Annotated in this window: 24 protein-coding genes; 7 read left to right on the plus strand and 17 right to left on the minus strand. The window is 70.8% G+C overall.

Annotated features, from left to right (window positions below):
- Nucleotides 1–80: 80 nt before the first annotated feature.
- From GWI24_RS01875 to GWI24_RS01900, 6 genes are all read right to left on the minus strand, one after another.
- Nucleotides 81–851, minus strand: a complete 771-nt coding sequence (locus GWI24_RS01875) for a nucleotidyltransferase domain-containing protein (RefSeq protein WP_374103255.1) — start codon at nt 849–851, stop codon at nt 81–83.
- Between the two features lie 199 nt (nt 852–1,050).
- Nucleotides 1,051–2,133, minus strand: coding sequence for an aldehyde reductase (locus GWI24_RS01880; protein ID WP_210944122.1), 1,083 nt, complete (start codon nt 2,131–2,133; stop codon nt 1,051–1,053).
- Nucleotides 2,134–2,211: 78 nt separating this feature from the next.
- Nucleotides 2,212–2,670 (minus strand): MerR family transcriptional regulator, encoded by a 459-nt coding sequence (locus GWI24_RS01885; RefSeq protein ID WP_210944123.1) that lies wholly within the window; start codon nt 2,668–2,670, stop codon nt 2,212–2,214.
- A 96-nt stretch (nt 2,671–2,766) separates the two neighbouring features.
- The gene (locus GWI24_RS01890) at nt 2,767–4,269 is read right to left on the minus strand and encodes an MFS transporter (RefSeq protein ID WP_210944124.1); all 1,503 of its coding nucleotides are present in this window, start codon (nt 4,267–4,269) and stop codon (nt 2,767–2,769) included.
- Nucleotides 4,266–4,907, minus strand: coding sequence for a TetR/AcrR family transcriptional regulator (locus GWI24_RS01895; protein WP_247615734.1), 642 nt, complete (start codon nt 4,905–4,907; stop codon nt 4,266–4,268). The genes GWI24_RS01890 and GWI24_RS01895 overlap by 4 nt, the downstream gene beginning before the upstream one ends.
- Before the next feature lie 108 nt (nt 4,908–5,015).
- Nucleotides 5,016–5,915: a LysR family transcriptional regulator gene (locus GWI24_RS01900; RefSeq protein WP_210944125.1), complete on the minus strand. Its 900-nt coding sequence runs from the start codon at nt 5,913–5,915 to the stop codon at nt 5,016–5,018.
- A 167-nt stretch (nt 5,916–6,082) separates the two neighbouring features.
- On the opposite strand from GWI24_RS01900, the gene GWI24_RS01905 reads away from it, so the two are divergent.
- On the plus strand, nt 6,083–6,583 hold the full coding sequence (locus GWI24_RS01905; RefSeq protein ID WP_210944126.1) for a hypothetical protein: 501 nt from the start codon (nt 6,083–6,085) through the stop codon (nt 6,581–6,583).
- On the plus strand, nt 6,580–8,091 hold the full coding sequence (locus GWI24_RS01910; RefSeq protein WP_210944127.1) for an FAD-dependent oxidoreductase: 1,512 nt from the start codon (nt 6,580–6,582) through the stop codon (nt 8,089–8,091). Before GWI24_RS01905 ends, GWI24_RS01910 begins: the two co-directional genes overlap by 4 nt.
- A gap of 49 nt (nt 8,092–8,140) precedes the next feature.
- On the opposite strand, the gene GWI24_RS01915 is transcribed toward GWI24_RS01910, so the two are convergent.
- A complete protein-coding gene (locus GWI24_RS01915; protein WP_308343351.1) occupies nt 8,141–8,596 on the minus strand; it encodes a DUF6010 family protein in 456 nt (151 codons plus the stop codon).
- 243 nt (nt 8,597–8,839) lie between these two features.
- A complete protein-coding gene (locus tag GWI24_RS01920) occupies nt 8,840–11,239 on the minus strand; it encodes a beta-L-arabinofuranosidase domain-containing protein (RefSeq protein ID WP_210944128.1) in 2,400 nt (799 codons plus the stop codon).
- 138 nt (nt 11,240–11,377) lie between these two features.
- On the opposite strand from GWI24_RS01920, the gene GWI24_RS01925 reads away from it, so the two are divergent.
- Nucleotides 11,378–12,115 carry a class I SAM-dependent methyltransferase gene (locus GWI24_RS01925; RefSeq protein WP_210944129.1) on the plus strand — a complete coding sequence of 246 codons (738 nt, stop codon included), beginning with the start codon at nt 11,378–11,380 and terminating at the stop codon, nt 12,113–12,115.
- A 394-nt stretch (nt 12,116–12,509) separates the two neighbouring features.
- Nucleotides 12,510–13,364, plus strand: a complete 855-nt coding sequence (locus GWI24_RS01930) for a hypothetical protein (RefSeq protein ID WP_210944130.1) — start codon at nt 12,510–12,512, stop codon at nt 13,362–13,364.
- Between the two features lie 40 nt (nt 13,365–13,404).
- On the opposite strand, the gene GWI24_RS01935 is transcribed toward GWI24_RS01930, so the two are convergent.
- Both GWI24_RS01935 and GWI24_RS01940 read right to left on the minus strand, forming a co-directional pair.
- A complete protein-coding gene (locus GWI24_RS01935; protein ID WP_210944131.1) occupies nt 13,405–13,800 on the minus strand; it encodes a hypothetical protein in 396 nt (131 codons plus the stop codon).
- 105 nt (nt 13,801–13,905) lie between these two features.
- Nucleotides 13,906–15,660: a glycoside hydrolase 43 family protein gene (locus tag GWI24_RS01940; protein WP_374103256.1), complete on the minus strand. Its 1,755-nt coding sequence runs from the start codon at nt 15,658–15,660 to the stop codon at nt 13,906–13,908.
- Nucleotides 15,661–15,907: 247 nt separating this feature from the next.
- Between GWI24_RS01940 and GWI24_RS01945 the strand changes: the two genes are divergently transcribed.
- The gene (locus GWI24_RS01945) at nt 15,908–16,924 is read left to right on the plus strand and encodes a polysaccharide lyase family 1 protein (RefSeq protein WP_247615736.1); all 1,017 of its coding nucleotides are present in this window, start codon (nt 15,908–15,910) and stop codon (nt 16,922–16,924) included.
- Between the two features lie 13 nt (nt 16,925–16,937).
- On the opposite strand, the gene GWI24_RS01950 is transcribed toward GWI24_RS01945, so the two are convergent.
- Complete coding sequence (locus tag GWI24_RS01950) at nt 16,938–18,149, minus strand: FAD-dependent monooxygenase (protein ID WP_374103257.1); 1,212 nt, start codon at nt 18,147–18,149, stop codon at nt 16,938–16,940.
- A 145-nt stretch (nt 18,150–18,294) separates the two neighbouring features.
- On the opposite strand from GWI24_RS01950, the gene GWI24_RS01955 reads away from it, so the two are divergent.
- The gene (locus GWI24_RS01955) at nt 18,295–18,807 is read left to right on the plus strand and encodes a MarR family winged helix-turn-helix transcriptional regulator (protein WP_247615737.1); all 513 of its coding nucleotides are present in this window, start codon (nt 18,295–18,297) and stop codon (nt 18,805–18,807) included.
- A 43-nt stretch (nt 18,808–18,850) separates the two neighbouring features.
- On the opposite strand, the gene GWI24_RS01960 is transcribed toward GWI24_RS01955, so the two are convergent.
- Nucleotides 18,851–19,408 carry a hypothetical protein gene (locus tag GWI24_RS01960; protein ID WP_210944133.1) on the minus strand — a complete coding sequence of 186 codons (558 nt, stop codon included), beginning with the start codon at nt 19,406–19,408 and terminating at the stop codon, nt 18,851–18,853.
- Between GWI24_RS01960 and GWI24_RS01965 the strand changes: the two genes are divergently transcribed.
- On the plus strand, nt 19,407–20,111 hold the full coding sequence (locus GWI24_RS01965; RefSeq protein ID WP_210944134.1) for a TetR/AcrR family transcriptional regulator: 705 nt from the start codon (nt 19,407–19,409) through the stop codon (nt 20,109–20,111). The genes GWI24_RS01960 and GWI24_RS01965 overlap by 2 nt on opposite strands.
- A gap of 12 nt (nt 20,112–20,123) precedes the next feature.
- Here the strand turns inward: GWI24_RS01965 and GWI24_RS01970 are convergent, their stop codons facing one another.
- From GWI24_RS01970 to GWI24_RS01990, 5 genes are all read right to left on the minus strand, one after another.
- On the minus strand, nt 20,124–20,597 hold the full coding sequence (locus tag GWI24_RS01970) for an SRPBCC domain-containing protein (RefSeq protein ID WP_210944135.1): 474 nt from the start codon (nt 20,595–20,597) through the stop codon (nt 20,124–20,126).
- A gap of 166 nt (nt 20,598–20,763) precedes the next feature.
- Nucleotides 20,764–21,510 carry a succinate dehydrogenase/fumarate reductase iron-sulfur subunit gene (locus GWI24_RS01975; RefSeq protein ID WP_137976501.1) on the minus strand — a complete coding sequence of 249 codons (747 nt, stop codon included), beginning with the start codon at nt 21,508–21,510 and terminating at the stop codon, nt 20,764–20,766.
- Nucleotides 21,507–23,474: a fumarate reductase/succinate dehydrogenase flavoprotein subunit gene (locus GWI24_RS01980; protein WP_210944136.1), complete on the minus strand. Its 1,968-nt coding sequence runs from the start codon at nt 23,472–23,474 to the stop codon at nt 21,507–21,509. The genes GWI24_RS01975 and GWI24_RS01980 overlap by 4 nt, the downstream gene beginning before the upstream one ends.
- A 2-nt stretch (nt 23,475–23,476) precedes the next feature.
- The gene (locus GWI24_RS01985) at nt 23,477–24,205 is read right to left on the minus strand and encodes a succinate dehydrogenase (protein ID WP_210944137.1); all 729 of its coding nucleotides are present in this window, start codon (nt 24,203–24,205) and stop codon (nt 23,477–23,479) included.
- Nucleotides 24,206–24,340: 135 nt separating this feature from the next.
- Nucleotides 24,341–24,922 carry a TetR/AcrR family transcriptional regulator gene (locus tag GWI24_RS01990; RefSeq protein ID WP_210944138.1) on the minus strand — a complete coding sequence of 194 codons (582 nt, stop codon included), beginning with the start codon at nt 24,920–24,922 and terminating at the stop codon, nt 24,341–24,343.
- Between the last annotated feature and the right edge of the window lie 189 nt (nt 24,923–25,111).

The raw sequence follows: 25,111 nt of genomic DNA on the forward strand, positions 1-25,111 counted from the left end.
TGGACCCGGGGGCGGAGGCGCGCTCCGCCCCCGGGCCACCGCTCCGCCCCCGGGCCACCGCTCAGCCCGCGGGCCACCGCTCAGCCCGCGGCCTCGAACAGCGCCTCCGCGGCGGCGATCGCCTCGGCCAGGGCGGTGGGCTCCGGCCGCAGCCCCGCCACGATCGTGTCGATGGCACGCAGGTCCGCCCACTGGAGGAGCCGCTTCTCGTTGGTGGCCCACTCACCGCGCGCCGCCAGCACCGCGTGTGCCGTCTGCAGGGCGGCGGTCGCCACCGCCCCCGCGACCTCGGTGGCCTGGCCACGTCCCACGTACGCGGCCGAGGCGTACCGCAGGGTCAAGGCCGCGCGCCCACGCCACACCGGCGGCGCCGCCGCACGCAGCGCCGCCGGGTACGCGGGGCGGGGCAGGGTGCCCCGCAGCACCTGGTTGAGGGCGAGTTCGGCCACCACCAGATAGCTGGGGATGCCCGCGAGGTGGAACATCAGCGGCTCCCAGTGGAAGCGGCCCTGCCGCGACTCGGCGAGTTCGTGTTCCACCACCTCGAGGTCGCGGTAGTGGATGTCCACGCGCCGTCCGTCGATCGTCAGCCAGGCGCCCCCGTTGAAGACACCACCGCCCCACTCGCCGAGCTCGGAGACCTCGCCCTCCCAGCCGATGGCCCGCAGCGTGGCCGGGTCGAAGGCGCCCCGGTAGTACAGGGCCAGGTCCCAGTCGCTCTCCGGGGTGTGGATGCCCCGCGCACGCGAGCCCCCGAGGGTGACGGCGTGCACGGCGGGCAGGGCGGCGAGTCGCTCGGCGACATCGTCGAGGAACATGTCGTCGGTCATGAGGAACATGTCGTCGGTCATACGGATCCGATCGTGTGAAGTGGATGACCTGTGCCGCGGGCACACCGAACACACGCCGGAGCGCAGGCTCCAACGTCGGTGTTCATACGGATCGGTGTGCCGGGTCATCACTCCATGACGCCGACCTTACCGCCCCCGCCAGGGAGCCCATGGCGATGGAACACCGATGGACGGCGGGGCGGTACGGGCCAGGGGCGGATCAGCCCTTCACCAGGCCCAGGCGGAACAGGCTCTCCGCGGTGTCGAGGATGGTCGTCACCGGGTCGCGCGGGGTCCAGCCGAACACGGAACGCGCCTTCTCGGTGCGAAGGATCGGTACCCGTTCCGTCACGCCGACCGCTTCCCGCGCTCGTTCGTCGTCGAACTCCCGCGTGGGCACCCGGGCGGCGCGCTCTCCGAGGTGCTCGGCCAGCACCCGGGCGATCCACAGGAAGCTGACGGCCCGGTCGCCGCTGGCGAGGAAGCGCTGTCCCGCCGCGGCGGGATGTGCCATGGCACGGAGATGGAGATCGGCGACATCGCGTACGTCCACCATGCCGAAGTGTGCGCGGGGGACGGCCGGCATCGCCCCCTCCAGCATCGCCCGGACGTGCTCCGCCGAGGCGGACAGCCGGGGGCCGAGTGCCGGACCGAAGATCCCGGTCGGGTTGATCACCGTCAGTTCGAGGCCGTCCCCCTCCTTCGCCACGAAGTCCCAGGCGGCCAGTTCCGCGATGGTCTTGGAGCGGATGTAGGGCGGGTTGTCGTCCTCGGGGTCGGTCCAGTCGCTCTCGTCGTACTCGTCACCGTCCTTGTGGCTGTATCCCACCGCGGCGAACGAGGACGTCATCACGACCCGCTTCACACCGTGGTCCCGTGCGGCCCTCAGCACACGAAGGGTGCCGTCGCGCGCGGGGACGATCAGCTCGTCGGCGTTGTCCGGCTGGACGGAGGGGAACGGTGACGCGACGTGGTGGACATGGGTGCACCCCGCCATCGCGTCGTCCCAGCCGTCATCCGTGGTCAGGTCGGCGCTGACGATGTCGAGCCGCCCGCCGGGATCGACACCGGAGGCCGCGATGGCCGATCGGACGCTCGCGGCGGCACTCGCGGCGGCGCTTGTGGCCGGGCCGTGTGAACGGACCGTGGTGCGGACCCGATGGCCGCTCCGCAGCAGGCCGCTGATCACATGGGTGCCGACATAGCCGCTGCCTCCTGTCACCAGGACGAGTTCGCCACCACCGGCGTCGGCACGGGGGTCGGCACCGGCGTCAGCGGACACGGGGGTCGTCTTGCCTTCCATGGGTTCCTTCGGATTCCTTCCCAAGTGTGTTTCTCGCAGCCGTGTTTCTCGCAGCCGTGTTTCTCACGGCTGTGTTTCTCACAGCGCGTCGATGACGTCCATGAGCTCGTCGATCGCCCGGCGCTCGGCACCGGCGTCGGCGCACTCCCGCGCGTCCCACATGTCCGCCTTGAGCCGCAGATAGCGCAGGCGGACCTCCATGAGCGCGATCTCCCGCTCCAGGCGGTCCGCGTTGCGTTGGAAGAGGTCACGCAGGGGAGCCGCGCCCCGCGCGCCCTCGTCGAGGAGGCTGAGGTAGGCACGCATGTCCCGCACGCTCATGCCGGTGGATCGCAGGCACCCCAGCGACTTGATCGTCTCCACCACGCGGGGGTAGTAGCGCCGGTGGCCACTGTCCCGGTCGCGGTCCACCGCGGGTATCAGGCCGATCTTCTCGTAGTAGCGCAGTGTCGGCTCCGAGAGGCCGCTCAGCCTCGACACCTGCTGGATGGTCATCGGGGAGCCCCGGACCTCGGCCTCTGTCTCTGTCGCCGTCATATGACGAGCATCCGACACTTGAAGCGCTTGAGGTCAAGTGAGCGCCTGAAGTCCTTGAGGGCAGGTGAGCGCTTGAGGTCGGCTGAGCGCTCGCGATCAAGCGCGCCGATCGGCCTTCCGCGCCGCTGCGGAGACGGCGGGCGGGGGAGTGGGCGCGCCGGGGCGCTTCCCGGCCGTGGCGATGGGGATGTCGCGCATGAGGAGCAGCGCCCCGAGAGCGAGGAACCCGGCCGCGCCGCCGCTCCAGGCGACGGTGGAGCCGATGGCCGCCGCGGTGGGCGCGGCCGCGCCGGAGTGGCCGATCAGGGACTGGGCGCAGGCCAGGCCGACCGCGCCACCGATCTGCTTGGTGAGCGCGGAGCCCGCGGTGGCGGTGCCCATGTCGGCACGCGGGACGGCGTTCTGGGTGGCGATGGTGAGCCCGCCCATGGCCGGTCCGGTGCCGAGCCCGACGAGTAGCAGCAGAACCGACGTCAGTACGAGAGGCGTCGTGGCCCGCAGGGCGACGAAGGCGGCGGTACCGGCGGTGAGCAGCCCCGCGCCGATCAGCAGGACCGGCTTGACGTGCCCGCTGCGCAGCACGGTGGCGGCCGTGAGCCGGTTGCCCAGGGTCATGCCGATGAGCAGGGGGAGCAGCAGCAGACCGGAGGTGGTGGCCGAGTGGCCGCGGATGTGCTGGAAGTACAGCGGCAGGAAGATCCCCACCGGCAGTGCGGCGACCTGGAAGAAGAAACCGGCGGTCAGCAGGGCGGTGTAGGTGCGGTGCCGGAACAGCCGCAGGGGCAGGACGGGGACGGCGGCCCGCCGTTCGACCGGTATGAGCGTGGCGAGCAGTGCCAGACCGCCGAGCAGACAGCCCAGCACGGCCGGGTCCGTCCAGGAGGGCGCGTGTCCGGCGGTCGCGTTGCCCTTGAGACTGAGGCCGGTCAGCGCGAGGGAGAGCCCGGCGGCGAGCAGGAGGATCCCCGCCACGTCGAGCCGGCCGGACGGCGGGGTGGCGGGACGGCGGTCGGGCAGGGCCAAGGCGATGACGGCGCCCGCGGCCAGCCCGAGCGGGAGGTTGAGCCAGAACGCCCAGCGCCAGCCGATGTGATCGGCGAGTAACCCGCCGAGGAGCGGGCCGCCCACCATGCCCAGGATCATCATGGCGGCCATCGCCGTCTGCATCCGGATCAGCCCCTGGGGGCGGGACGGCGGGTGGAGGTCGCGGACCAGCGCCATGCCGAGGGTCAGCAGGGATCCGGCGCCCAGGCCCTGGAGCGCGCGGGAGAGGATCAGGGCGGGCATGGAGGCGGACAGGCCGCAGGCGATGGAGCCGATCAGGAAGACGGCGAGCCCGCCGATCAGCAGCCGGCGGCGGCCGTGGAGGTCGGAGAAGCGGCCGTAGACCGGCACGCTGACCGAGGAGGTCAGCAGATAGGCGGTGACGAGCCAGACGTACCAGGAGTCCCCTCCGCCGATCTGTTCGACGATGCGGGGCAGCGCGGTGCCGACCACGGTGCCGTCCAGCATGGCCAGGAAGGCGCAGCCCAGCAGGGCGAGGGTGACCAGGGTCCGACGGCGGTGCGGGAGCGCTTCGTACGCGTCGGGTGCGGTCACCGGGCCTCCCCGGGCGCCGCGAGCGCGCCGTGCAGGAAGAGGTCCACGACTTCCTCGGTGGTCAGCGGGTCGGGGGCGCCGAGGCGCCCGGCCGACATCAGCGTCAGCTGGAAGGCGTCGGCGAGCCGTTCCGGGGCGAGCCGCAGGCGGTCCCGGTCGGGTTCGAACAGCGCGGCCAGCGCGGCGCGCGGCCGGACCAGGCTCGCCGCGCGGTCCGGGAGGCGCCCGTCCTTGCCGGGCTTGGGCGCCATGCGCTCCAGCCGCCCCGCCGCCGCGAGCGCTCCGGCGACCGCGCCGATGCGCGCCATGTGTCCGCGCACCACATCGGCCGCCTCGGCGAGTCGGTCCGCCAGTGGCTGGTCCAGGGCGATCGACTCCAGATGGGCCACGGTGTCATCGGGCCGCACGGCCTCGGCCATACAGGCCGCGAGCAGGGCGTCCTTGTCCTCGAAGACGCGGAAGATGGTGCCTTCCCCGATGCCCGCGGCCCGGGCGATCTTCGCGGTCGTCACGGTGGCGCCGTATTCGACGACGAGGGGGAGCGCCGCGGCGACGATCATCGCGCGGCGCTGATCGGGATCCATGGCCGGTGCGCGGCGACGGGGCGGGGTGGCGGGGTTCTCTGCCTTCTCTGTCATGCCGGATAGGTTACGGAGTGAGTACTCACTCCGTCAATGCGTGGCGCGTAGCCACAAGGGGAGTGCAGATGAGAGCCGTAGGGAGACCTTCGGCTTCGACGTTGTCGGTCAGCGCGCGGCGAGCAGGGCCCGGCGCAGGGCGCGGCCCGCTTCGGACGGGGGATGGTTGCGCGAGGCGGCGAGGCCGAGACCGTGGATCGGCGGTGGATCGGCGAGAGCGACCTGGGCGAGGCCGGGGTGTGAGGCGATGGCCTCCTCGGCCACGAAGGCGAGCCCGAGACCTCGCCGGACCATGGTCAGGGCGGTCGTGGTGTCGACGACCTCCAGCGCCACGGTGCGCTGGACTCCGGCGGTACCGAAGAGGCTGTCGACGATGGTGCGGTCGCCCCATCCCGTGGGGAAGTCGATGAAGCGGCGGTCGGCGAGGTCGGCGTAGGTCACGCCGTGGGCCTCGGCGAGGGGGTCGTCGGTCCGGCAGGTCAGCCCGAGGCGTATCCGCGACACATCATCGATGATCAGATCCGGGCCGAGGACGGCGGGGCCGTGCGGGGGCACGGGCAGCAGCATGAGGTCGAACCTGCCCTCGCGCAGGGCGGTGGCGTGTCCGGCCAGCGGACCGGTCGAGTGGCGCAGCCGCACCACCACATCGGGATGCTCGGCCTGAAACGCGCTCAGCGCCCCGATCAGGTCGAACGACCCGGTGGACAGGACCATCCCGAGGGTGACCGTGCCGCTGAGCCCCCCGGTGAGACGGCCCATGTCATCGCGCGCCCGCTGCGCCTCCGCGAGCAGGATCCGGGCCCGGGCCAGCAGGGTGCGCCCCGCGGTGGTCAGCTCCAGGGTGCGGTGCGAGCGGTCGAAGAGCGCGGTCTGGAACTCCTGCTCCAGCCGGGCCACGGCGGCGGAGGCCGCCGACTGGACGACGTGTTCCCGCTGGGCGCCGCGGGTGAAGCTGCGCTCCTCGGCCACCGCGACGAAGTACGCCAGCTGCCGGAGCTCCCCTGCCATCTCCATTCGCGATGCCACACAGCACACATCATCGTTGGACACGATACCTATGGGCCCGCCACCGTGGAGGGGAAGCGGAACGCCCCGGCCGGACGGCCCGGTTCGGCGCCGCGCACCCCGACTTCCCCCTGCGCCAGGGCACTTCACCGCGGAAGGCATCCATCGTCATGAGCGTCTCAGCCATCCAGATCGGGCTCCACCCCGATGCCATCGACTACGAGGCGCCGGAGTTCGCCGCCTTCGCCGGTCTGAGCCGGGAGACGTTGCGCGTCGCCAACGACGACAACCTCGCCCTGCTGCGCGACGCCGGATACGAGGCGGACGGATGTCAGATCGACTTCGGGGAGACCGCCCTCGACACCATCCGCGCCATGCTCGGCCGCAAGCGCTACGACGCGGTCCTCATCGGCGCCGGGGTACGGCTCACCTCGGGCAACACGCTGCTCTTCGAATCCATCGTCAACCTCGTCCACACCGCGCTGCCCCACGCGCGGTTCATCTTCAACCACTCCGCCGCGGCCGCTCCGGACGACATCCGCCGCCACTACCCCGACCCGGCGTCCACTGTTCCCCTCGACATCCCCCGCGACCTCGAGGAGGCCGCGCTGAAGAACCCCGGCAACGCCGCCCGCCCCGAAGCCGCCCACGGCCCGCGGGAGACGCGGTGACCGCCCCGGCCCGGCCCCACGACGAGGCGAACCCGGACCTCCACCTCACGGATGTGCTCGTCGTCGGAGGCGGACCGACCGGAATGACCCTGGCCGGGGATCTGGCCCGGGCCGGACGCGCGGTCACCGTGCTGGAACGCCGGCCGGCGATCCATCCGTCCAGCCGTGCCTTCGTCACCATGCCCCGCACCCTGGAAGTCCTCGACAGCCGTGGTCTGGCCGACGACCTCTTGGCCGAGGCGAGCACCACCGGAGCCGTCCACCTGTTCGCGGGCGCCACGCTCGACCTGACACATCTGCCCTCCCGCCACCGGTACGGGATGATCACCCCGCAGACCAACGTGGACCAGGCGCTCGAACGGTACGCCCGTGACCAGGGCGCCCAGGTGCTGCGCGGCACCGAGGTCACCGGCCTCGCACAGGACACCGACGCGGTCACCGTCACCGCCCGCCCCAACGGCGGTGGACCCGCGTCCACGTGGCGAGCCCGGTACGTCGTAGGGGCGGACGGGGCACACAGCACCGTCCGCGGCCTCCTCGGCGCCGGCTTCCCCGGCAAGACGGTCCTGACCTCCGTGGTGCTGGCCGATGTCCGCCTCGCCGACGGCCCCGCCGGAAACGGGCTCACCCTGGGCAACACCCCCGAGGTCTTCGGCTTCCTGGTGCCGTACGGGAAGGCGCGCCCCGGCTGGTACCGGTCGATGACCTGGGACCGCCGCCACCAACTGCCCGGCAAGGCCGCCGTGGAGGAGGCGGAGGTGACCCGCGTACTGGCCGAGGCCATGGGGCGCGACGTCGGAGTCCGTGAGATCGGCTGGCACTCCCGGTTCCAGTGCGATGAACGCCAGGTCCGCTCCTACCGGCACGGCCGGGTCTTCCTCGCCGGGGACGCCGCCCACGTACACTCCCCGATGGGCGGCCAGGGCATGAACACCGGCATCCAGGACGCGGCCAACCTCGCCTGGAAACTCGACCTCGCCCTCGGCGGCGCCGACCCGGCCATCCTGGACACCTACCACCGGGAGCGCCACCCCGTCGGCCGCCGTGTCCTGCTCCAGAGCGGTGCCATGATGCGCGCAGTCACCCTCGGGCCGCGCCCGGCGCGGTGGCTGCGCGACCATCTGGCCCCGGCCGTGCTGGGCGTCGGCCGGGTGCGCGACACCATCGCCGGAAGCTTCACCGGCGTCACCCTGCGCTATCCGCGCGGACGAGGCCGGCACACACTGGTGGGCACCCGTGCCACCGAAGTCCCCCTCGCCGAGGACCGGTTGACCGAACTTCAGCGGACCGGTGGCTTTCTGCTGATCCGCGAGCAGGGCGCGTCGCGCGTCGACACCGCGGTGGCCCAGGCCCAGCGCACCGACTCCGGCCCCGCCCTGCTCGTCCGCCCCGACGGCTATATCGCCTGGGCCGGACCCGATGTCCGTACGGACGGCCCCGACGGCTGGCACACCACGTGGCGGGCCTGGACCGGCCCGGTCGCCGAAGCGGTGCGCGCCGGGCGCTGAACAGGAGATGCGGAGATGGCGCCGGGTGGGCGGCCCGGCGCCGATGCCCTCATCCGTTCCCCGCCGCCTGCCCGGTGGGCAGGGAGTCGGACAGGGCAGCGGCGGCCCGCTCCTCGGGCCGTTCCTTGCGGAAGAACCGGAGCAGCGACGGGCCGCCCCGGAAACACCACAGCGCGATGACCGGATCGCAGATCGCACAGCCCAGCGACGAGCCATGGGCGAAGGGAACGATGGGGTTGCCCTTGATGTGATGCACGATGTCCCACGCGGTGTGCAGCAGCCAGCCGATGCCGATGAAGGTCCATGACTCCAGGCCGCGGTAGGCCACATAGGTGGCGACCACGGTGAAGGCGAACTCCCAGCCGTCGAGGCCGCCGCCGCTGAGGTAGGCGGCACCCGCTCCGCCGACCATGATCGCGTTGAAGCGCCGGCGGTGGGGTTCGCGGATCAGGGACATCAGGAGCGCGTAGAGGACACCGATGAAGACCGGAGCGATGTATTGGATCATGCGGAAGAACTTCCTGCGGGTGACGGAACGTTGGCCGCCCGCACGGCGAAACGCACCGTCCGCGCCACCTCCACGGACGGGTCGGTGGCACGACCGGGAACCGGCGCGGCGACGGTTCACCACGCTAGATCCGCCCCCGGTCGCCCCACAGGGCCATTCCCGACACGTTCCAACGGATAATCGCCGGGGCCGGATCATCGCCGTGGCCACGGCCTCCGCCCGGCCACGCTCAGGACCCGATCACACCAGCCGCCACAGATGGTCATCGGTTCCGTTGTCGTCGTACTGCACCACCTGGGCGCTGTTGGCGGTGGACATGCCGTCGACCCCCAGCACCTTCTGGCTGTTCTTGTTGAGGACGCGGAACCAGCCGTCGCCGTTGTCCACCTTCCGCCAGAGGTGATCGGCCGTGCCGTTGTCCTCGTACTGGACGACGATGGCGCTGTTGGCGGTGGACATCCGGTCGACGCCGAGGACCTTGCCGCTGTGGCCGTTGCGGATCAGGAACCAGCCGTCGCCCCGGTCGATCCACTGCCAGGCGTGGTCGCCCGTCGGTGTGTTGTCGTACTGCACCACGCGGGCGCTGTTGGCCGTGGACATCTCGTCGACGGCGAGCACCTTGCCGCTGTGCTTGTTGAGCAGGCGGCGGAAGGGCGGCTCCGGGGTCCATGCCCGCCCGTCCGGCGCGGCTGTCGGAAAGCAGGTGATGCGCAGCCGGGCCGCACCCATGGGGATGAGGGTGACCGTCTCCGCCGGTGTATCGGCCCGGGCCGGGCTCTGCTGCAGCGGGGTGACCACATGCTCGTCGTCGGAGACCCACTCGGCGATGCGGCGCGCCTGGGCGGTCATACGGACCGGGGTGCCCTCGTGGGTGAAGGGATTGGCGGCGAGCGGACCGTCGTCGCGGGTGAGGACGGGGAGGGTTCCGGGGACGAGACCGTAGTTCCACGGTGTGGTGGCGTGCACTTCGTACTCGGGGAAGGTGTCGGTGCCGGCGTAGCGCACGAAGTCCTCGCCGATGCGCAGGGAGTACGTCAGCGGGCCGTGGTCGACGCTGACCGCGCCGTGCTGCGCGGACCAGGTCCGCAGGGTGGTGCGCTGCGGCAGACGGATCGTCACCACATCGCCGTCCGTCCAGCTCCGGTCGACCTTGACGAAGGCCGGGCCGCCGCGCGTGGCCACCGCCCGGCCGTTGACCTCGATCCGGGGGTTCTCGCACCAGCCGGGGACACGGAGATGGAGCGGGAAGGCCACCTTCTCGGGGGTGGACAGCGTGAGTGTGATGGTCTCGTCGAACGGATAGCCGGTGTCCTCGGTGACGGTGACCGTCGTGCCACCCGCCACCTTCGCGGACACCTGGCAGGCGGCGTACAGGGAGGCGGCGAGCCCCTTGTCGGGCGTGGCCAGCCACAGCTCCTCGGCGAAGTACGGCCAGCCCATACCGTAGTTGTGCGGACAGCAGCGGTACTGGTCGACGCCCGGCTGGTACGACTGCATCGCGAAGCCGTTCTGGAACTGCCCCTGGGACTTCACCGCGTTGTTCAGATCGATGCTGTTCGCGCTGGTGATGTAGTGGGTGCCGGTGCCCTGGGGGTCGAGTGCGGCGGGCAGCATGTTGAACGCCAGGTCCTCGCAGCGGTCGGCCCACACCGGGTCGCCGGTGATCCGGGTCAGCAGCTCATGGCTTGCCATGAACTCGACGATGCCGCAGGTCTCGAAGCCCTGCCGGGGATCGGCGAAACCCGGACGGTAGTTCTCGTCCCCGGCGAAGCCACCGCCCGGGAACTGTCCGTATGCGCCGAGCACCGAGGTATAGGCGCGGTAGGTCGCCTGTTCGAGCTCGGCGGAGCCGGTCAGCTGGGCGTACTGGGCGGGCTCGCGGAAGCCCTGGGCGATATTGACGTTGTGCGGGGTCGGGATGTTGTCGACCCAATTGGCGCCGTACGTGTGCATCTTCTGGACGAGGTCGAGGAGGAACGCCTCGCCGGTGCGGCGGTGGAGCCACATCGCGGTGTCGATTCCGTCGCCCCAGCGGTAGGAGACCCAGCTGGAGTCGAAGGCGCCCGGCCCCTGCGCGTTCATGAAGCGCAGGAAGCGGGTGAGGAAGGGGACGATGCGCTGGTCGCCGGTGAACTCCTCATGGGTGCGCAGGGCCATGAGGAGGGGGAGGAACGGCCAGAAGTCGGGGCCGCCGTTCAGCTTTGTCCGCAGGGAGCGCGGCCCGAAGAAGCCGTCGCTCTGCTGGGTGGCGAGGATGGCGTCGATCCATCCGCGGGCGTTGGCGAGCGCCGCCTGGTCGCGCGTCGCCACGGCCAGTGGGACATAGCCACGCAGCCAGTAGGGCACCTCCTCCCAGCCGTCCCGGTCCGGGTGGGTCCACCCGGTGGCGTTGATGTCGAGGAAGTGCGAGCGCTCCTCGTAGCGGCCGCAGAGGCCGTGGAGTTGGAGGCGCAGCTGCTCGGCCAGCCAGCCGCGCGGGGTGATGCTCCCGGACGGGAGCCGGTCGAAGGCGTCGGGCAGCGGGGCTCTTGGCCGCCGGGCCGGGGCTGCCACGGCGTCCGTGGCCAGGTGTCCGGCGAGCGCGGGGGCGCCGAGGGTGAGGGCGCTGGTGCGGAGGAAGCGACGTCGATCGAGGGGCATCGTGCGGCTCCTGTCGGTGGGGTGCCGAGGAAGACGGGTGGTGCCTGACATCGTTGTCGCGCATCACAGCACGCCACCGGCGCGCTGTCCATAACTTCGACAGGCCGCCCTGCCCCGATGGGCTCTATGCTGAGCGCGATGTCCGCACCTCAGGGCCAGGGCCCCACCTTCCGTGAACTCGTCGTCCAGGCGCTGTCCTCCGTCGAGCGCGGCTACGATCTGCTGGCCCCGAAGTTCGACCACACCGCGTACCGGACGTCGGCCTCGGTGCTGGGCTCCGTGACCGGCGCCCTGCGCCCGCTCGGGCCCTTCGACAGCGGCCTCGATGTGTGCTGCGGAACCGGCGCGGGCATGGGCGTGCTGCGCCAGGTGTGCCGGAAGCGGATCACCGGCGTCGACTTCAGCGCGGGCATGCTGGCCGTGGGCCAGGAGCGTACGCGGGCGGTGCCGGACGCCCCGCGCACGGACTGGGTACGTGCCGACGCGCGCGCCCTCCCGTTCGGGCCGGTCTTCGACCTGGCGGTGAGCTTCGGGGCGTTCGGCCACTTCCTGCCGCGCGAGCGGCCCGGGCTCTTCGCCCAGGTCCACTCCGTGCTCCGCCCGGGCGGCTGGTTCGCCTTCCCGATCGTGGCACCGGCCCGCCCGGGGTCCCGGCCCTACTGGTCGCTCCTGGCGTTCGACACCGCGATGCGGGTGCGCAACACGGTGTGGCGGCCGCGCTTTGTGATGTACTACCGGACCTTCCGCCTCGGGGATGTGTGGAAGGAGCTGATCGGGGCCGGGTTCGAGGCCGAGCTGCGTCCGCTGGAGGACCTCGGCCGCCGGGCGGACGGCAGCCCGCGCTGCCGGCTGGTGGTGGCCACCCGGCCGGTGTGAGCGGGCCGCACGCCACGGCCGTTAGCCCGGCATGACGTCCAGGCCGTGCGGGAGCCGTTGCCCGGCACGATGTCCAGGCCGTGCGCGGCGTGCGGGAACGCCTCGGTGGCCATGTGCTCCTCGGCCCCGACGACCCCTATGCCCGCCGCCCGCCGTCGACCGACAGGGCGATCCCGGTGACGTAGGACGCGGCGTCCGAGCAGAGCCAGTGCCTGGAACGAGCAGGATCGCCGGCCGCTGGTCGCGTCGTTCGTGGCCGCCGCGCTCGCCGCTCAGGTCCGTTCCGATACTCCCCGAGGGCCACACTCCCCGAGGGCCACACACGACGGCAACCGATGCGGCGGTGGCGGCGACCTGAGGCTGACAAACTGTCAGCTACTCAAGGGAGTTCACAGTGCGCTCATTCCTCGCGCGCCTGGCCACCGTGCCGGCCGCCTTGGCCGCGCTGGTCGCCGCGCCCGGTGTCGCGACGGCCGCCCCGTCGCGGGTCGCCGACGACTGGAATCCGCCCGCGAACCTCGTACAGCCGCTGGGCGAGGTGTGGAACCACGTCGAGTCGACCTATCCGGATCTCTACGGCTTCCGCAACTACGGCTGGGACCAGGTCATGGCCAACAGGGGAAGCGTCAACTACTGCGTCCGCTGGGAGTCCGACGCCCCGGTCAGCGCCGCGCTGCGCGACCAGATCCACGCCGTGCTGAAGAAGCAGTTCGCCAAGTGGATGGCGGCCATGGTGGAGAACGGCAAGGGCCACAACGCCTGGCCGTACACCAACGTCCCGGTCAACATCGTCGGCTGGGCGGTGAAGAACCGCTCGACGCTCCAGTGGACCGACAACTCGGTCGACATCTATGCCGGGAACCTCGACGGCGGTGGCGCCTCGCAGTGTTCTCCCGACTGCGGCCGCTTCTTCCACCAGGACGGCGACTACTCGCGCTGCCCTGGCGGCGCGGCCCACCACTACGACCAGTCGCTGTGGCTGACGAAGGGGTTCCAGGGCGGGGCCGGCGGGGACTGGGGCCAGCGCGTGGGACAGGAGTACTTCACCGGTGCGCTGAACCAGGAGAACATCCACATCTACCTGCATGAAGTCGGCCACACCTTCGGCCTCGACGACTTCTACGACTGGACTCCGACCGGTCAGTGCTGCTTCCTCATGATGGCGGGAAGCGCCACGCAGATCACGGATTTCGACAAGTGGATGCTCCGTGACTTCTGGCGCCACCTGAAGAGCCGCTACGGCCTTTGAGCGCTTCCCCTGCCCGGCCGGGCAGGGGAAGTCGGCCCGCTCAGAAATCGCATTCGCCGCGCCAGGTGAGGCTGGTGATGGTGGCGTGGTTACCGATGATCAACTTGTAGTCGCCGGGGCCGGGGTTGAAGTGGAGGCACCTGTCGTACGTCCGTCCATTGAAGACCCAGGTGGCCTGGATGTGATCGTGGCCCGGCTGATGGGTGCCGTTGTTGAAGATCGTGCTGCCGACGATGCTGGTCTGATGGGAGCCCCTCCAGTTGCCGGTCGTCTTGATCACGGCCGGACCGTCGGTGCTCGTGTTGCTGTCGAACACGCAGACGTTTCCTGAGGGGCAGTTGGGCGGACTGGGCTCGGCCGACGCGGTGGGCGCACTGGCGAGTACGGCGACGAGGGCCGCGGACATGGCTGCCGTGGCGGCGAGGCGCTGGTGCATGGTGTTCCTCCCGGGTTCCGCGGGGCGCCCTCCTGGGCGCCCCTTCCGGCAGACAGGGCACCACGATCCGCGGGGACTGGTCCCGAAGCGCCCGTCATCGGCCATCTATGGGGAAATCGGACCCACTCGGAACCAGTCGAACTCCGCCACACCACCCGTGCGTCCGGTCGCCACGCCACCCGTGCCGTCGGCCGCCGGGCTGGTGGCGAAGAGCCCCAGCGTCGCCCCGATCCACTTGCCCGCCGTCGCCGGAAACGGCGCTCCGAGCGGAGTGAACCCCCGCCCGTCCACATCGGCCGCGAACTGGCACACCGCACCCGGCCGCACACTCACCCGGAGCCGCACGGCCGAGCGCCCCCTCCGCAGCGCCACCGGCTTGACGGCGTCCACCTCGGCGGCCTCCTGCGCCGCGGTGCGGCATACGAGGACGATCCGGTCGCCGTCGTGGCACAGGCCCACCCAGGCGTAGGTCTCACCCAGGACCACCAGCCCGGCCCGGGACCCCGCCGTCGCGGTGGACAGGCTCATCGAGGTCGTCGCGGTGAACGACTCGGCGGGCAGCCGCTGGCCCAGCACATTGGGCAGCAGCCGGAGGTCATGGGTGACCGGGCTCGGCCGGCAGACCAGCGCGAGCCGGCTCGGGAAGCGGCGCAGCGACCACCACGCCGGATCGGCGTTCGCCTGCCACATCCACTGCTTCCCCAGCTCCGCCCCGGTGAACTCGTCGCTGGTGGCCGGCGCGGTCACCTCCGTCCGCCCGTTCACCCGCGGCTTGGTGTGCAGCAGCACCGGTGCGCCCCGGCCGCTGCCGTCGTCGGTGCCCATCACCGGCCAGCCATCCGTACGCCACCGCATCGGCTGGAGGTGCACCACCCGTCCGTAGGCCCCGCGGTCCTGGAAGTGCAGGAACCAGTCCTCGCCGCCCTCGGTGGTCACCCATGCGCCCTGGTGCGGCCCGTTGACGGGAGTGTCGCCCTGGGCCAGCACGATGCGGTTCTCGTACGGGCCCCAGACGGAGCGGGAGCGGAACGCTGACTGCCAGCCGTTGGTGACGCCGCCGGCCGGAGCGAAGATCCAGTACCAGCCGTCCCGCTTGTAGAGCTTCGGCCCCTCCAGCGTGGTGTAGTTGGGGAGGTCATCGCCGTTGATCACGATCCGGCCCTCGTCGAGCAGAGCGGTCCCGTCCGGGCTCATACGGTGCAGGGTGAGCCGGTTGTTGATGCCGCTGCGGCTCTTCGCCCAGGCGTGGATCAGATACGCCTGCCCGTCGTCGTCCCACAGCGGACACGGATCGATCAGCCCCTTGCCCGGCTTGACCGGACACGGTGTGCTCCATGGTCCTCGCGGGTCGGTGGCGGTCACCATGAAGATCCCGAAGTCGGGGTCGGGGTAGAAGATCCAGAACTTGCCGTCGTGATGGCGCAGGGCCGGGGCCCACACCCCTTCGCCATGCCTGGGCTCGCTGAAGTGGTCCTTGGGCAGCAACTCGGTCAGGGCATGTCCGATGACGGTCCAGTTGACCAGGTCGACCGACCGCAGCACGGGCAGTCCGGGAACGCGGTTGAAGGTGGAGGCCACCAGATAGAAGTACGGGCCCACGCGGATCGCGTCGGGGTCGGACCAGTCGGCGTTGAGCACCGGGTTCTGATAGCGCCCGTCGCCCAGATCGGCCACCCATGGCAGGTCCGCCCGGGCCGACTCCGGCTCGCCTCGCGTCACCGCGCCACCTTCCCCAAGTGGCCCGTCGGGCCGTGGTGTCGCCGAAGCCGGGGTGGCGCCGCCGATGGCGCCGAGCACCGTCGATCCGGCGACCGCGCCGAGGCCGGTCCGTAACACCTGCCTGCGACCGTGTTCGCTCACTGTTCCCTCCGGGGCGACTCATGGGTGTGGTGCGTCCGTCGGTAAGCGCTTGCTGCCGGAGTCTGTCAGCGCGTCGTGGCGTGGGCAAGACGGGGTGAGAATTCGCCACAGGACGATCGGCCGCCCCGGCAACCTCCTGGTGCGCGGTGGCGACAGTCGCACGGCAGGAGTCGTCGAGCAGTGGAAGTGAGAGGCCATGGAAGCCGAACGTCGAGGGGTGGGACGCGGCAGGCGCCGTGTGCTGGGGATGGCCGTCGGAGCTCTGGCCTTGGCCGGTGCGGTCGCCTTGCCGGGGCAGGGGGCGTTCGCCGAGGGCGGGCGGGGACCGGCCGCCGCGTCCTGGAAAGCCGATGTCGCCGACGGTTTCGCCTCCGTCAACGCGCTGGGGCAGAACGGTACGTACGGGGGCCGGGACGGCCGTACGGTCACCGTGCGCGCGCTCGCCGATCTCGAGAAGTACGCGACCGCACCCGAGCCGTACGTCATCGTCGTGGCCGCGGCGATCACCATGGAACCCAAGGGCAAGGAGATCAAGGTCGCCTCGGACAAGACGATCGTGGGCTCGGGCACGTCGGGCCAGATCGTGGGCGGAGGCTTCTTCCTGGGCCAGGGCGTGCACAACGTCATCCTCAGGAATCTGACGATCCGTGACTCCTACGAGGGCACCTGGAACGACAAGGAGCACGACTGGGACGCCATCCAGATGGACGGCGCCCACCATGTCTGGATCGATCACAACGAGCTGCGGCATATGGCCGACGGGCTGATCGACAGCCGTAAGGACACCACCTACCTCACGGTGTCCTGGAACCGGCTGCAGCAGAACAACAAGAGCTTCGGAATCGGCTGGACGGAGAACACCACGGCCGACATCACGATCCACCACAACTGGTTCCGCGAGAGCGAGCAGCGCAACCCGTCCGCCGACAACATCGCCCACGCTCATCTGTACAACAACTACCTGCAGGACGACCCCGGCACGGACATCAACTCCTCCTACGGCAACTACGCCCGGGGGAACACCAAGATGGTGCTGGAGAACAGCTACTTCCAGGGCTTCGAGAACCCCGTGATCAAGGACAGCACCGCCACCCTGGTCCAGCGCGGCAACGTCTTCGTCAACACCTCCGGCCGCAACGAGAGCGGTGGCACCGCGTTCGACCCGAAGGCGTACTACTCCTACTCCCTCGACCCCGCCGACCGGGTGCCGTCCATCGTGGGCTCCGGCTCTGGCCCCACCTCGGCCATCGGCGCCACCGGCTGACGCGACGCCGTCCTCATCGGGCGTCGTGGCCGTCGTAGCAGGGGAGGGTCAGCGCCGAATGCACGTCCCGGCCGGCACTGCTGAGCACGGCGGACGGCTCGCGCAGCGCCTTGTTGCGCCGTGCCAGGCCCTCGGCGGTGCGAGGGGAGAGGCCGGCGCTTCCTTCGCCGGCGAGGGCCTGGTTCCTCTCGACGAACGACCGCAGGGTGCGCTCGTACCCCTCGAAGGCGTCGGCGTGGCCGGCGTGTGCGGCCAGTTCACCGGCGAGGACGTACGCGCCGACCAGCGCCAGGCTCGAGCCCTGGCCGGAGAAGAACGACGGCGCGTAGGCGGCGTCGCCGACCAGGGCGACCCGGCCCGTGGACCACCGTGGCATATGGATCTGGCTGACCACGTCGAAGAAGAGGTCGTCGCTGTCGCGCATGGCGGCGACCATGCGCGGGACCTCCCACCCGTATCCGGAGAACACCCCGGCCACGAGGTCGCACTGGGCGGCGGGGTCGCGGAAGGCGTGGAAGGGCGGTTCGGGGCGCAGGAAGCTGAGGAAGGCGTGGACCCGGTCGTCGTCGCGGGGCGCGTAGAGGACGGCGGTCCGGCCCGGGACGTTCCAGGTGAGCCCCTCGTGTGCGAGCCCCAGGTGGTTGGGCATGGTGAATCCGGCGAAGCAGTGGTCGAGGTAGCGGTGGTAGCCCTCCTCGGGGCCGAAGGCCAGGCTCCTGGTGTGCGAGTGGATGCCATCGGCGCCGATGACCAGGTCGAAGGTGCGCCGGGCGCCGCTGCGGAAGGTCACGTCCACCCCGCCGTCGTGGTCGTGGAGAGTGGCGATGGAGTCGTTGAAGAGGATCTCGACGTCGTCCCGGATGGCGCCGTAGAGGATTTCGGCGAGCTCTCCGCGCGGGATTTCGAGGTCATGGCCTTCCTTGCCGCCGGAGATGGCCTCGGGCCGGAGGGCGGCTATCGGATCGCCTCGCTCGTCGAGGAAGGAGATCCGGCGGATGCCGACGTGGGCGTCGCGGAGCCGGGGGAGCACCCCCATCCGCCGGACGACCTCGACCGCGGTGCCGCGGATGTCGATGGGGTAGCCGCCACCGCGCAGTGTTGCCGCCTTCTCGACGAGGGTGACCGCGAAGCCGTACCGGCGGAGCCAGCAGGCCAGCGCGGGACCGGCGATGCTGGCGCCGGAGACCAGGACGGTACGCCGCGGCGTGATGTTCATGGCGCCCATGGGCGCTCCTCTCCGGCCCTCCCACGGGGATGGCTCCGGTCACATACCTAACTCAGGTATCCTTTTTCATGGCATGAAAAGCCCCGGAAGTTCGGGGTCGATGAGAAGACTATATACCTAACTTAGGTAGATGTGGAGGCCGGGCATGACCGCCGAGGGATCGGAGGCCGGGCAGGGCGGCGACGGTGAACACGACCTGCTGGCCATGCTGCCCCGTCTGACGCAGCTCAGCGGCGCCGTGAACCGGGGCCGGGTGACCGAGCGCGCCATGGAGGCCGCCGGTGTATCCGTGGACCGCCCCGCGATGTCGGTGCTGGTCGCCCTGCATGTGGCGGGCACCCCACTGCGCGTGGGGGAGATCGCCGCGCGGATGCAGGTCGTCGGCCCCCATGTCACCCGGCAGGTCAACGAGTTGGCGCGGCGGGGGCTGGTCCGCCGGGTCACCGATCCGGACGATCAGCGCGCCCGGCTCATCGAGCCGACCGCCGAGGGAGCCGCCGCGACCGACCGCTATATGCGGACCGTCCTCGGCTGGTTCAGCGATGCCCTCGCCGGCTGGAGCCCCCACGACCGCGAGGCCTTCGGCCGCCTGCTCGCGCGCTTCGTCGACGACCTCACCGCCCATCTGAACTCCTTCGACGACGACCGGGCCGTCTGAGCGGACACCGCGCGGCGGCCGGATGAGCTGAGCCGACACCGCCCTACGGGGCAGGGGGCAGAGCGGAGCGCAGATAGGCGGCGATGGTCGCCGGGTCGTGGCTGCGGATGCCGATGTGCCCGTCGGGGCGGACGAGGACGCACTCGCCGTCGGCGGCGGCGTACGCCCGCCGGGCGTGGCCGTCGGTGTCGGCGATCTCACCGCCGATCTCGCCGCCTATGGACACGGCGCGGACCGCGGGGTGCGGTGGCCGGGGGCGCACAACGAATCCGTGGAGCGTCCAGTGACCGCCGCGCTGGAGGTCGAACAGCCGCACCCGCCGCCCGTCGGCCCGGTGGCAGGGAGCGTCCGGTGCGCGGTCACCGGCGCTCGGCACCTCCGCCTCGACGGGCCCGGCAGGGGCCGGCGGCCCGCCACGGTAGGTGTGGCCCATCTGCGGCATCCGCTCGGTGTCCTCGCCGTGCTCGCCGATGCCCTGTCCCATGAGGCGGGAGGACAGGCCCAGCACGGCCGCCGCCACCGGAAGGGCGCGAGCCGTGGCGGGCGCGGGACCCGTCGCGTACGTCGTACGCGTCGAGTACAGCGTACGATCGCTGCCCATGGTGAACTGGGAGAAGGCCGCGCAACCGGCGAAGGCGACACGAGTCGATCTGTCCTACGAGGCCATCGCGACCGTCGCCATCGAGGTCGCGGACGCCGAAGGGCTCGACGCGGTGACCATGCGGAAGGTCGCCGAGCACATCGGCGCGGGCGCCATGTCTCTCTATCGCTATGTCGACAGCCGCGACGACCTGATCACCCTCATGGCCGACCGAGTCAGCGCCGAAGCCATCGCCCCGCCCCCGACCGGCGACTGGCGCGCCGACCTCACCGAAGCGGCCCACCGCATCCGCCGGGTGACCCTGCGCCACCCCTGGCTGGCCCGGCACACCCTCAAGGCCGAGGACTTCGGGCCGGGGACGCTCGCGATGACGGAGTCCACCCTCGCCCTCTTGGACGGCCATGGGCCGGCCACCGGCGACATGCTCGACGCCTGGCGGACCCTGCTCGCCTTCGTCCAGGGCCACGCCTTCGCCGAGGCCCGCCGGGCCGAGGCGCGACAGCGCCGGGCCCATCGGAGCGAGACCGGTGCGCCCGGGTCGTCGTTCCTGGACAAGGCCGCCGAGAGCGGCGAATACCCCCTCGCCACGCGCGCCCTGCGGGAGAGCCCCCGGCCCACCGACCCGCGGGACGACTTCGACCGCCGCCTTGGGTATGTGCTCGACGGCCTGGCCCAGGCGTTCTTCGAGCGCGACCGGCGGTAGCCGCGGGGCCGCTCAGTGAGCCGCCCGGCCCGTATCGACGAGCTCGGCCAGCTTGTCCAGGGCCATGCGCTGCCCCAGCTCATTGTCGGCGGCCGGTACGGCGTCGGGGATCCCCTCGTGCAGGAGGTGGACATCGGTGCCGCCGCCCTCCGCGTCGGTGAGCGTGGTCGTCATCGTCATCGTGGAGCGCAGGGCGGGGTCCGCGGTCTCGAACTCGAGCACCTCGACCACCTGCTCGTCCGGCACCAGCCGGGTGAAGCGGCCGTGGTAGGTGTCCGTATGGCCGCCCGACTTGCCGGTGCTCGCCGGGTCGTCGTAGACGAGGGAGATACGGAAGGTGCCCCCTTCGCGGGGGTCGAACTCATGCACCCGGCTGGTCATGCCCTCGGGCACCCGCCAAGCCGCGACGGCGCTCGCGTCGAGGAGCGCGCGGTAGACGGCGGAGCGCGGAGCGTTCACCCGCCGGGAGAGTCGCATGGTGTACATGCGCTCAACCTAGCGGCTGGGCGGCGGGTATGTGATCCGATGGCACCGGAGCCACCGCCCCGGATATGCGGGCGGCGGCGGAGGTCTAGCGTCCGGAAAGACCTCCGCCGCCGGGACACCCCATCCACGGAGCGTTGTCGAGGGGTGCCGCTCTGGGGGAGTGGGGTCAGCGCTTGACCTTGCGGGTCGCCCGCAGCCACTCCTTGTTCATCGCGGTGATGGAGAACAGCGGGATGCCCTTGGGACAGGCCGTGGCGCACTCACCGGTGAGGGTGCAGCCGCCGAAGCCCTCGGCGTCCATCTGGGCCACCATGTCCAGCACCCGGGTCTCCCGCTCCGGAGAGCCCTGGGGCAGCACATTGAGATGGTTGACCTTGGCCGAGGTGAACAGCATCGCCGCGCCGTTGGGGCAGGCCGCCACGCAGGCGCCGCAGCCGATGCACTCGGCGTGCTCGAACGCGTAATCCGCGTCCGCCTTGGGCACCGGAGTGGCGTGTGCCTCCGGCGCGGACCCGGTCGGGGCGGTGATGTAGCCACCGGCCTGGATCACCCGGTCGAACGCGGAGCGGTCCACCACCAGGTCCTTGATGACCGGGAAGGCGGAGGCGCGCCACGGCTCGATGTCGATGGTGTCGCCGTCCTGGAAGGACCGCATATGGAGCTGGCAGGTGGTGGTGCGCTCCGGACCGTGGGCATCACCGTTGATCACCAGGCTGCACGCACCGCAGATGCCCTCACGGCAGTCGTGGTCGAAGGCCACCGGCTCCTCGCCCTTGACGATGAGCTCCTCGTTGAGGACGTCGAGCATCTCCAGGAAGGACATGTCCTGGGAGACGCCGTCGAGCTCGTACGTGGCCATGGCACCGGGGGTGTCGGGGTTCTTCTGGCGCCAGACGCGCAGGGTGAGCTTCATGCGTAGCTCCGCTGAGTGGGGTGGACGTAGTCGAAGGTCAGCTGCTCCTTGTGGAGCACGGGGGCGGCGCCGGTTTCGGTGAACTCCCAGGCCGCGGCGTAGGAGAACTCCTCGTCCCGGCGGGCCGCCTCACCGTCGGGAGTCTGGGACTCCTCGCGGAAGTGGCCGCCGCAGGACTCGGCCCGGTGCAGGGCGTCCAGGCACATCAGCTCGGCCAGCTCCAGATAGTCCACGATCCGGTTGGCCTTCTCCAGCGACTGGTTGAACTCGTCGCCGGTGCCCGGCACCTTGAGCCGCCGCCAGAACTCCTCGCGGATCTGCGGGATGCGGTCCAGCGCCTTGCGCAGCCCCTCGTCGGTGCGGGCCATGCCGCAGAACTCCCAGACCAGCTCGCCGATCTCGCGGTGGAAGGAGTCGGGGGTGCGGTCGCCGTCCACGGCCAGCAGCCTGGCCAGCCGGTCCTCGGTCTCGCGCACGGCCTCGACGGCCGCGGGGTGCGAGGCGTCGACCTCGTCCTTGTGCGGATTGCGGGCCAGATAGTCGTTGATGGTCGACGGCAGGACGAAGTAGCCGTCGGCCAGGCCCTGCATCAGCGCGGAGGCGCCGAGCCGGTTGGCACCGTGGTCGGAGAAGTTGGCCTCGCCGATCGCGAACAGCCCCGGCACGGTGGTCTGCAGGTCGTAGTCGACCCACAGCCCGCCCATCGTGTAGTGGATCGCGGGGTAGATGCGCATCGGGACCTCGTACGGGTTCTCCGCCGTGATCCGCTCGTACATGTCGAAGAGGTTGCCGTACTTCTCCTCGACTGCCTTGCGGCCCATCCGGGCGATGGCGTCGGCGAAGTCCAGATACACGCCCTGGCCACCGGGGCCGACGCCACGGCCCTCGTCGCAGACGTTCTTCGCGGCGCGGGAGGCGATGTCGCGCGGCACCAGATTGCCGAACGATGGATAGATCCGCTCCAGGTAGTAGTCGCGCTCGTCCTCGGGGATCTCGGCCGGCGGACGGGTGTCGCCCTTCGCCTTGGGCACCCAGATCCGGCCGTCGTTGCGCAGCGACTCGCTCATCAGGGTCAGCTTGGACTGGTGGTCCCCGGAGCGCGGGATGCAGGTCGGGTGGATCTGGGTGAAGCAGGGGTTGGCGAAGTACGCGCCGCGCCGGTGCGCCCGCCAGATGGCGGTCGCGTTGGAGTTCATGGCGTTCGTCGACAGGTAGAAGACGTTGCCGTAGCCGCCGCTGGCCAGCACCACCGCGTCGGCGAAGTACGTGGAGATCCGGCCGGTCACCAGATCGCGGGCGACGATGCCACGCGCCCGCCCGTCGACCACGATCAGGTCCAGCATCTCGGTGCGGGCGTGCATTTCCACATTGCCCGCCGCGATCTGCCGGGACAGCGCCTGGTAGGCGCCGAGCAGCAGCTGCTGGCCGGTCTGGCCGCGGGCGTAGAAGGTGCGGGAGACCTGCACACCGCCGAAGGAGCGGGTGTCCAGCAGACCGCCGTACTCCCGGGCGAAGGGCACGCCCTGGGCCACACACTGGTCGATGATCTCCACCGAGATCTGCGCCAGGCGGTGGACATTGGACTCGCGGGCGCGGAAGTCGCCGCCCTTGACGGTGTCGTAGAACAGCCGGTGGATCGAGTCGCCGTCGTTGCGGTAGTTCTTCGCCGCGTTGATCCCGCCCTGGGCGGCGATGGAGTGGGCCCGGCGCGGCGAGTCCTGGTAGCAGAACTGGACCACGTGGTAGCCCTGCTCGGCCAGGGTGGCGCCGGCGGCGCCACCGGCCAGCCCGGTGCCCACCACGATGATGGTGTGCTTGCGGCGGTTGGCGGGGTTGACCAGCTTGGCCTCGAAGCGGCGGGTGTCCCAGCGCTCGTTGACCGGCCCGGAGGGGGCCTGCTCGTCCTGGATCGGCTCGCCGACGGTGTACTCGGTGTATTCGCTGTACTCGCTGTACGAGGTCATGGTCAGCTCACCACTCCGGTCATGACACCGACGGGTATGGAGATGAACCCGGCGGTGAGAACGACGGCCAGGGCGTTGGCGATGGCCTTGAGGGCACGGTCACGGGTGTGGTTGCCCGCGCCGAGGGTCTGCGCGGCGCTCCAGAAGCCGTGCCGGACGTGCATGCCCATGGCCAGCATCGCCACGATGTAGATGACGTTCCCGTACCAGGTGGAGAAGGTGTCCACCACGTTCTGGTACGGATGGCCCTCCTGGAATCCGCCGGAGTGCGTGGTGCCGGTGGTGAGGTCCAGGACGTGCCAGACGATGAACAGGCCCAGGATCACCCCGCCCCAGCGCATGGTCCGGGTGGCATAGCTCATCCGTGGCTTGGTGTGGACGTACTTCTGCGGGCGGGCCTTGATGTCGCGCCGGCTCAGCTGGTAGGCGGACACGGCGTGCAGGACCACCGCGGCCAGGAGGACGATCCGGGCGATCCACAGGCCCCACTCATGGTGCAGAACGGGGGCTCCCATGACACGCAGCCAGTGTCCGTAGGCGTTGAACTCCCCGGGACCGAAGAAGATCTTCATGTTCCCGAGCAGGTGGGCGCAGAGGTAGCCGATCATGATCAGACCGGTCGCGCCCATGACGATCTTCTTGCCGAGGGTCGATTGCCAGAAATTGAGCGCCATGGACGGCCGCCGCTCCGCCCGCGTCGGACGCTGCTCCGGCCGCGTTGTCAATGCCATGAACACGACGGTAGGGCCGGGCGGGTCAAAAGGGCCAAGATATGATTCTGATCATCTCGATAGATGATGCCTATCGAAGAGCGCTCGGATCCGGCCACGCCTGACGTTGTCGTCCGCGCGGCCAGGGAAAACCGGTCAGCGGAAGCCCTCGCGGGCGATGGCGAGCGCCTGCCGGAGGAGATCCACGACGTCGCGCTCGCGGCGCTCGAGAGCCGTCTGCCCGACGACGCGGAAGGCGGCGAGGAGGGTCGCGGCGAGGACCTGGGCCCGCAGGGACGTATCCGGTCCGGCGGGCAGGCGCTCCTCGACGGCCACGGCGAGATCGCGTTCGGCGGCGGCGTAGGTGGCGACCAGCTCGGGCAGCAGCGCCGGGTGCAGGCGCAGGGTCCGGTAGCGCTCCTCCTGCTCCGGGTCGGCCGCGAACTCGTTGGAGTGCTGCTCGGCGGCGCCGATGACCGCCGCCATCAGGGATTCCCGCGCCGGGCGGGCGCGGATGAGTTCGACCAGCCGGACCGTGCGCGCCCGGTCGTGGTGCAGCAGCGCCTGCTCCTTGCTGGCGAAGTAGTTGGAGAAGGTGCGCCGGGAGACGGTGGCGGCATCGGCGATGGCCTCCACCGTGAGGCTCTCGACGCCGTGCTCGGCGGCGAGGAGCACGGCGGCGTCGTGCAGTGACTGGCGGGTCGCCGCTTTCTTGCGCTCACGCAGGCCGGTAGTCATCGCCGTTGAGCATACGGGAGAAGGCCGATTCTTTCCCGTTGAGCAATCTTGCGCGCTGGGAATGTTTCTGTGAGGCTGAGCCCGCGCCGCTGATCATCCGTCGGCCGATCAGCTGCGGCCGGTCAGTCGCCGGCCGATCGGCCACCGGTCAACGCCACCCCGGATGGCATCCGAGCTCCGGACGGCATC

This window comes from Streptomyces sp. MK37H (genome assembly GCF_018035285.1).
Lineage (GTDB): Bacteria > Actinomycetota > Actinomycetes > Streptomycetales > Streptomycetaceae > Streptomyces > Streptomyces endocoffeicus.

Bases quoted from the DNA above. Each gene is read 5' to 3' on its own strand.
- GWI24_RS01875 (WP_374103255.1), bottom strand. From the start codon at position 851: ATGACCGACGACATGTTCCTCATGACCGACGACATGTTCCTCGACGAT.
- GWI24_RS01880 (WP_210944122.1), bottom strand. From the start codon at position 2,133: ATGGAAGGCAAGACGACCCCCGTGTCCGCTGACGCCGGTGCCGACCCC.
- GWI24_RS01885 (WP_210944123.1), bottom strand. From the start codon at position 2,670: ATGACGGCGACAGAGACAGAGGCCGAGGTCCGGGGCTCCCCGATGACC.
- GWI24_RS01895 (WP_247615734.1), bottom strand. From the start codon at position 4,907: ATGACAGAGAAGGCAGAGAACCCCGCCACCCCGCCCCGTCGCCGCGCA.
- GWI24_RS01900 (WP_210944125.1), bottom strand. From the start codon at position 5,915: ATGGCAGGGGAGCTCCGGCAGCTGGCGTACTTCGTCGCGGTGGCCGAG.
- GWI24_RS01905 (WP_210944126.1), top strand. From the start codon at position 6,083: ATGAGCGTCTCAGCCATCCAGATCGGGCTCCACCCCGATGCCATCGAC.
- GWI24_RS01920 (WP_210944128.1), bottom strand. From the start codon at position 11,239: ATGCCCCTCGATCGACGTCGCTTCCTCCGCACCAGCGCCCTCACCCTC.
- GWI24_RS01925 (WP_210944129.1), top strand. From the start codon at position 11,378: ATGTCCGCACCTCAGGGCCAGGGCCCCACCTTCCGTGAACTCGTCGTC.
- GWI24_RS01935 (WP_210944131.1), bottom strand. From the start codon at position 13,800: ATGCACCAGCGCCTCGCCGCCACGGCAGCCATGTCCGCGGCCCTCGTC.
- GWI24_RS01945 (WP_247615736.1), top strand. From the start codon at position 15,908: ATGGCCGTCGGAGCTCTGGCCTTGGCCGGTGCGGTCGCCTTGCCGGGG.
- GWI24_RS01950 (WP_374103257.1), bottom strand. From the start codon at position 18,149: ATGGGCGCCATGAACATCACGCCGCGGCGTACCGTCCTGGTCTCCGGC.
- GWI24_RS01955 (WP_247615737.1), top strand. From the start codon at position 18,295: ATGACCGCCGAGGGATCGGAGGCCGGGCAGGGCGGCGACGGTGAACAC.
- GWI24_RS01965 (WP_210944134.1), top strand. From the start codon at position 19,407: ATGGTGAACTGGGAGAAGGCCGCGCAACCGGCGAAGGCGACACGAGTC.
- GWI24_RS01960 (WP_210944133.1), bottom strand. From the start codon at position 19,408: ATGGGCAGCGATCGTACGCTGTACTCGACGCGTACGACGTACGCGACG.
- GWI24_RS01970 (WP_210944135.1), bottom strand. From the start codon at position 20,597: ATGTACACCATGCGACTCTCCCGGCGGGTGAACGCTCCGCGCTCCGCC.
- GWI24_RS01975 (WP_137976501.1), bottom strand. From the start codon at position 21,510: ATGAAGCTCACCCTGCGCGTCTGGCGCCAGAAGAACCCCGACACCCCC.
- GWI24_RS01980 (WP_210944136.1), bottom strand. From the start codon at position 23,474: ATGACCTCGTACAGCGAGTACAGCGAATACACCGAGTACACCGTCGGC.
- GWI24_RS01985 (WP_210944137.1), bottom strand. From the start codon at position 24,205: ATGGCATTGACAACGCGGCCGGAGCAGCGTCCGACGCGGGCGGAGCGG.
- GWI24_RS01990 (WP_210944138.1), bottom strand. From the start codon at position 24,922: ATGACTACCGGCCTGCGTGAGCGCAAGAAAGCGGCGACCCGCCAGTCA.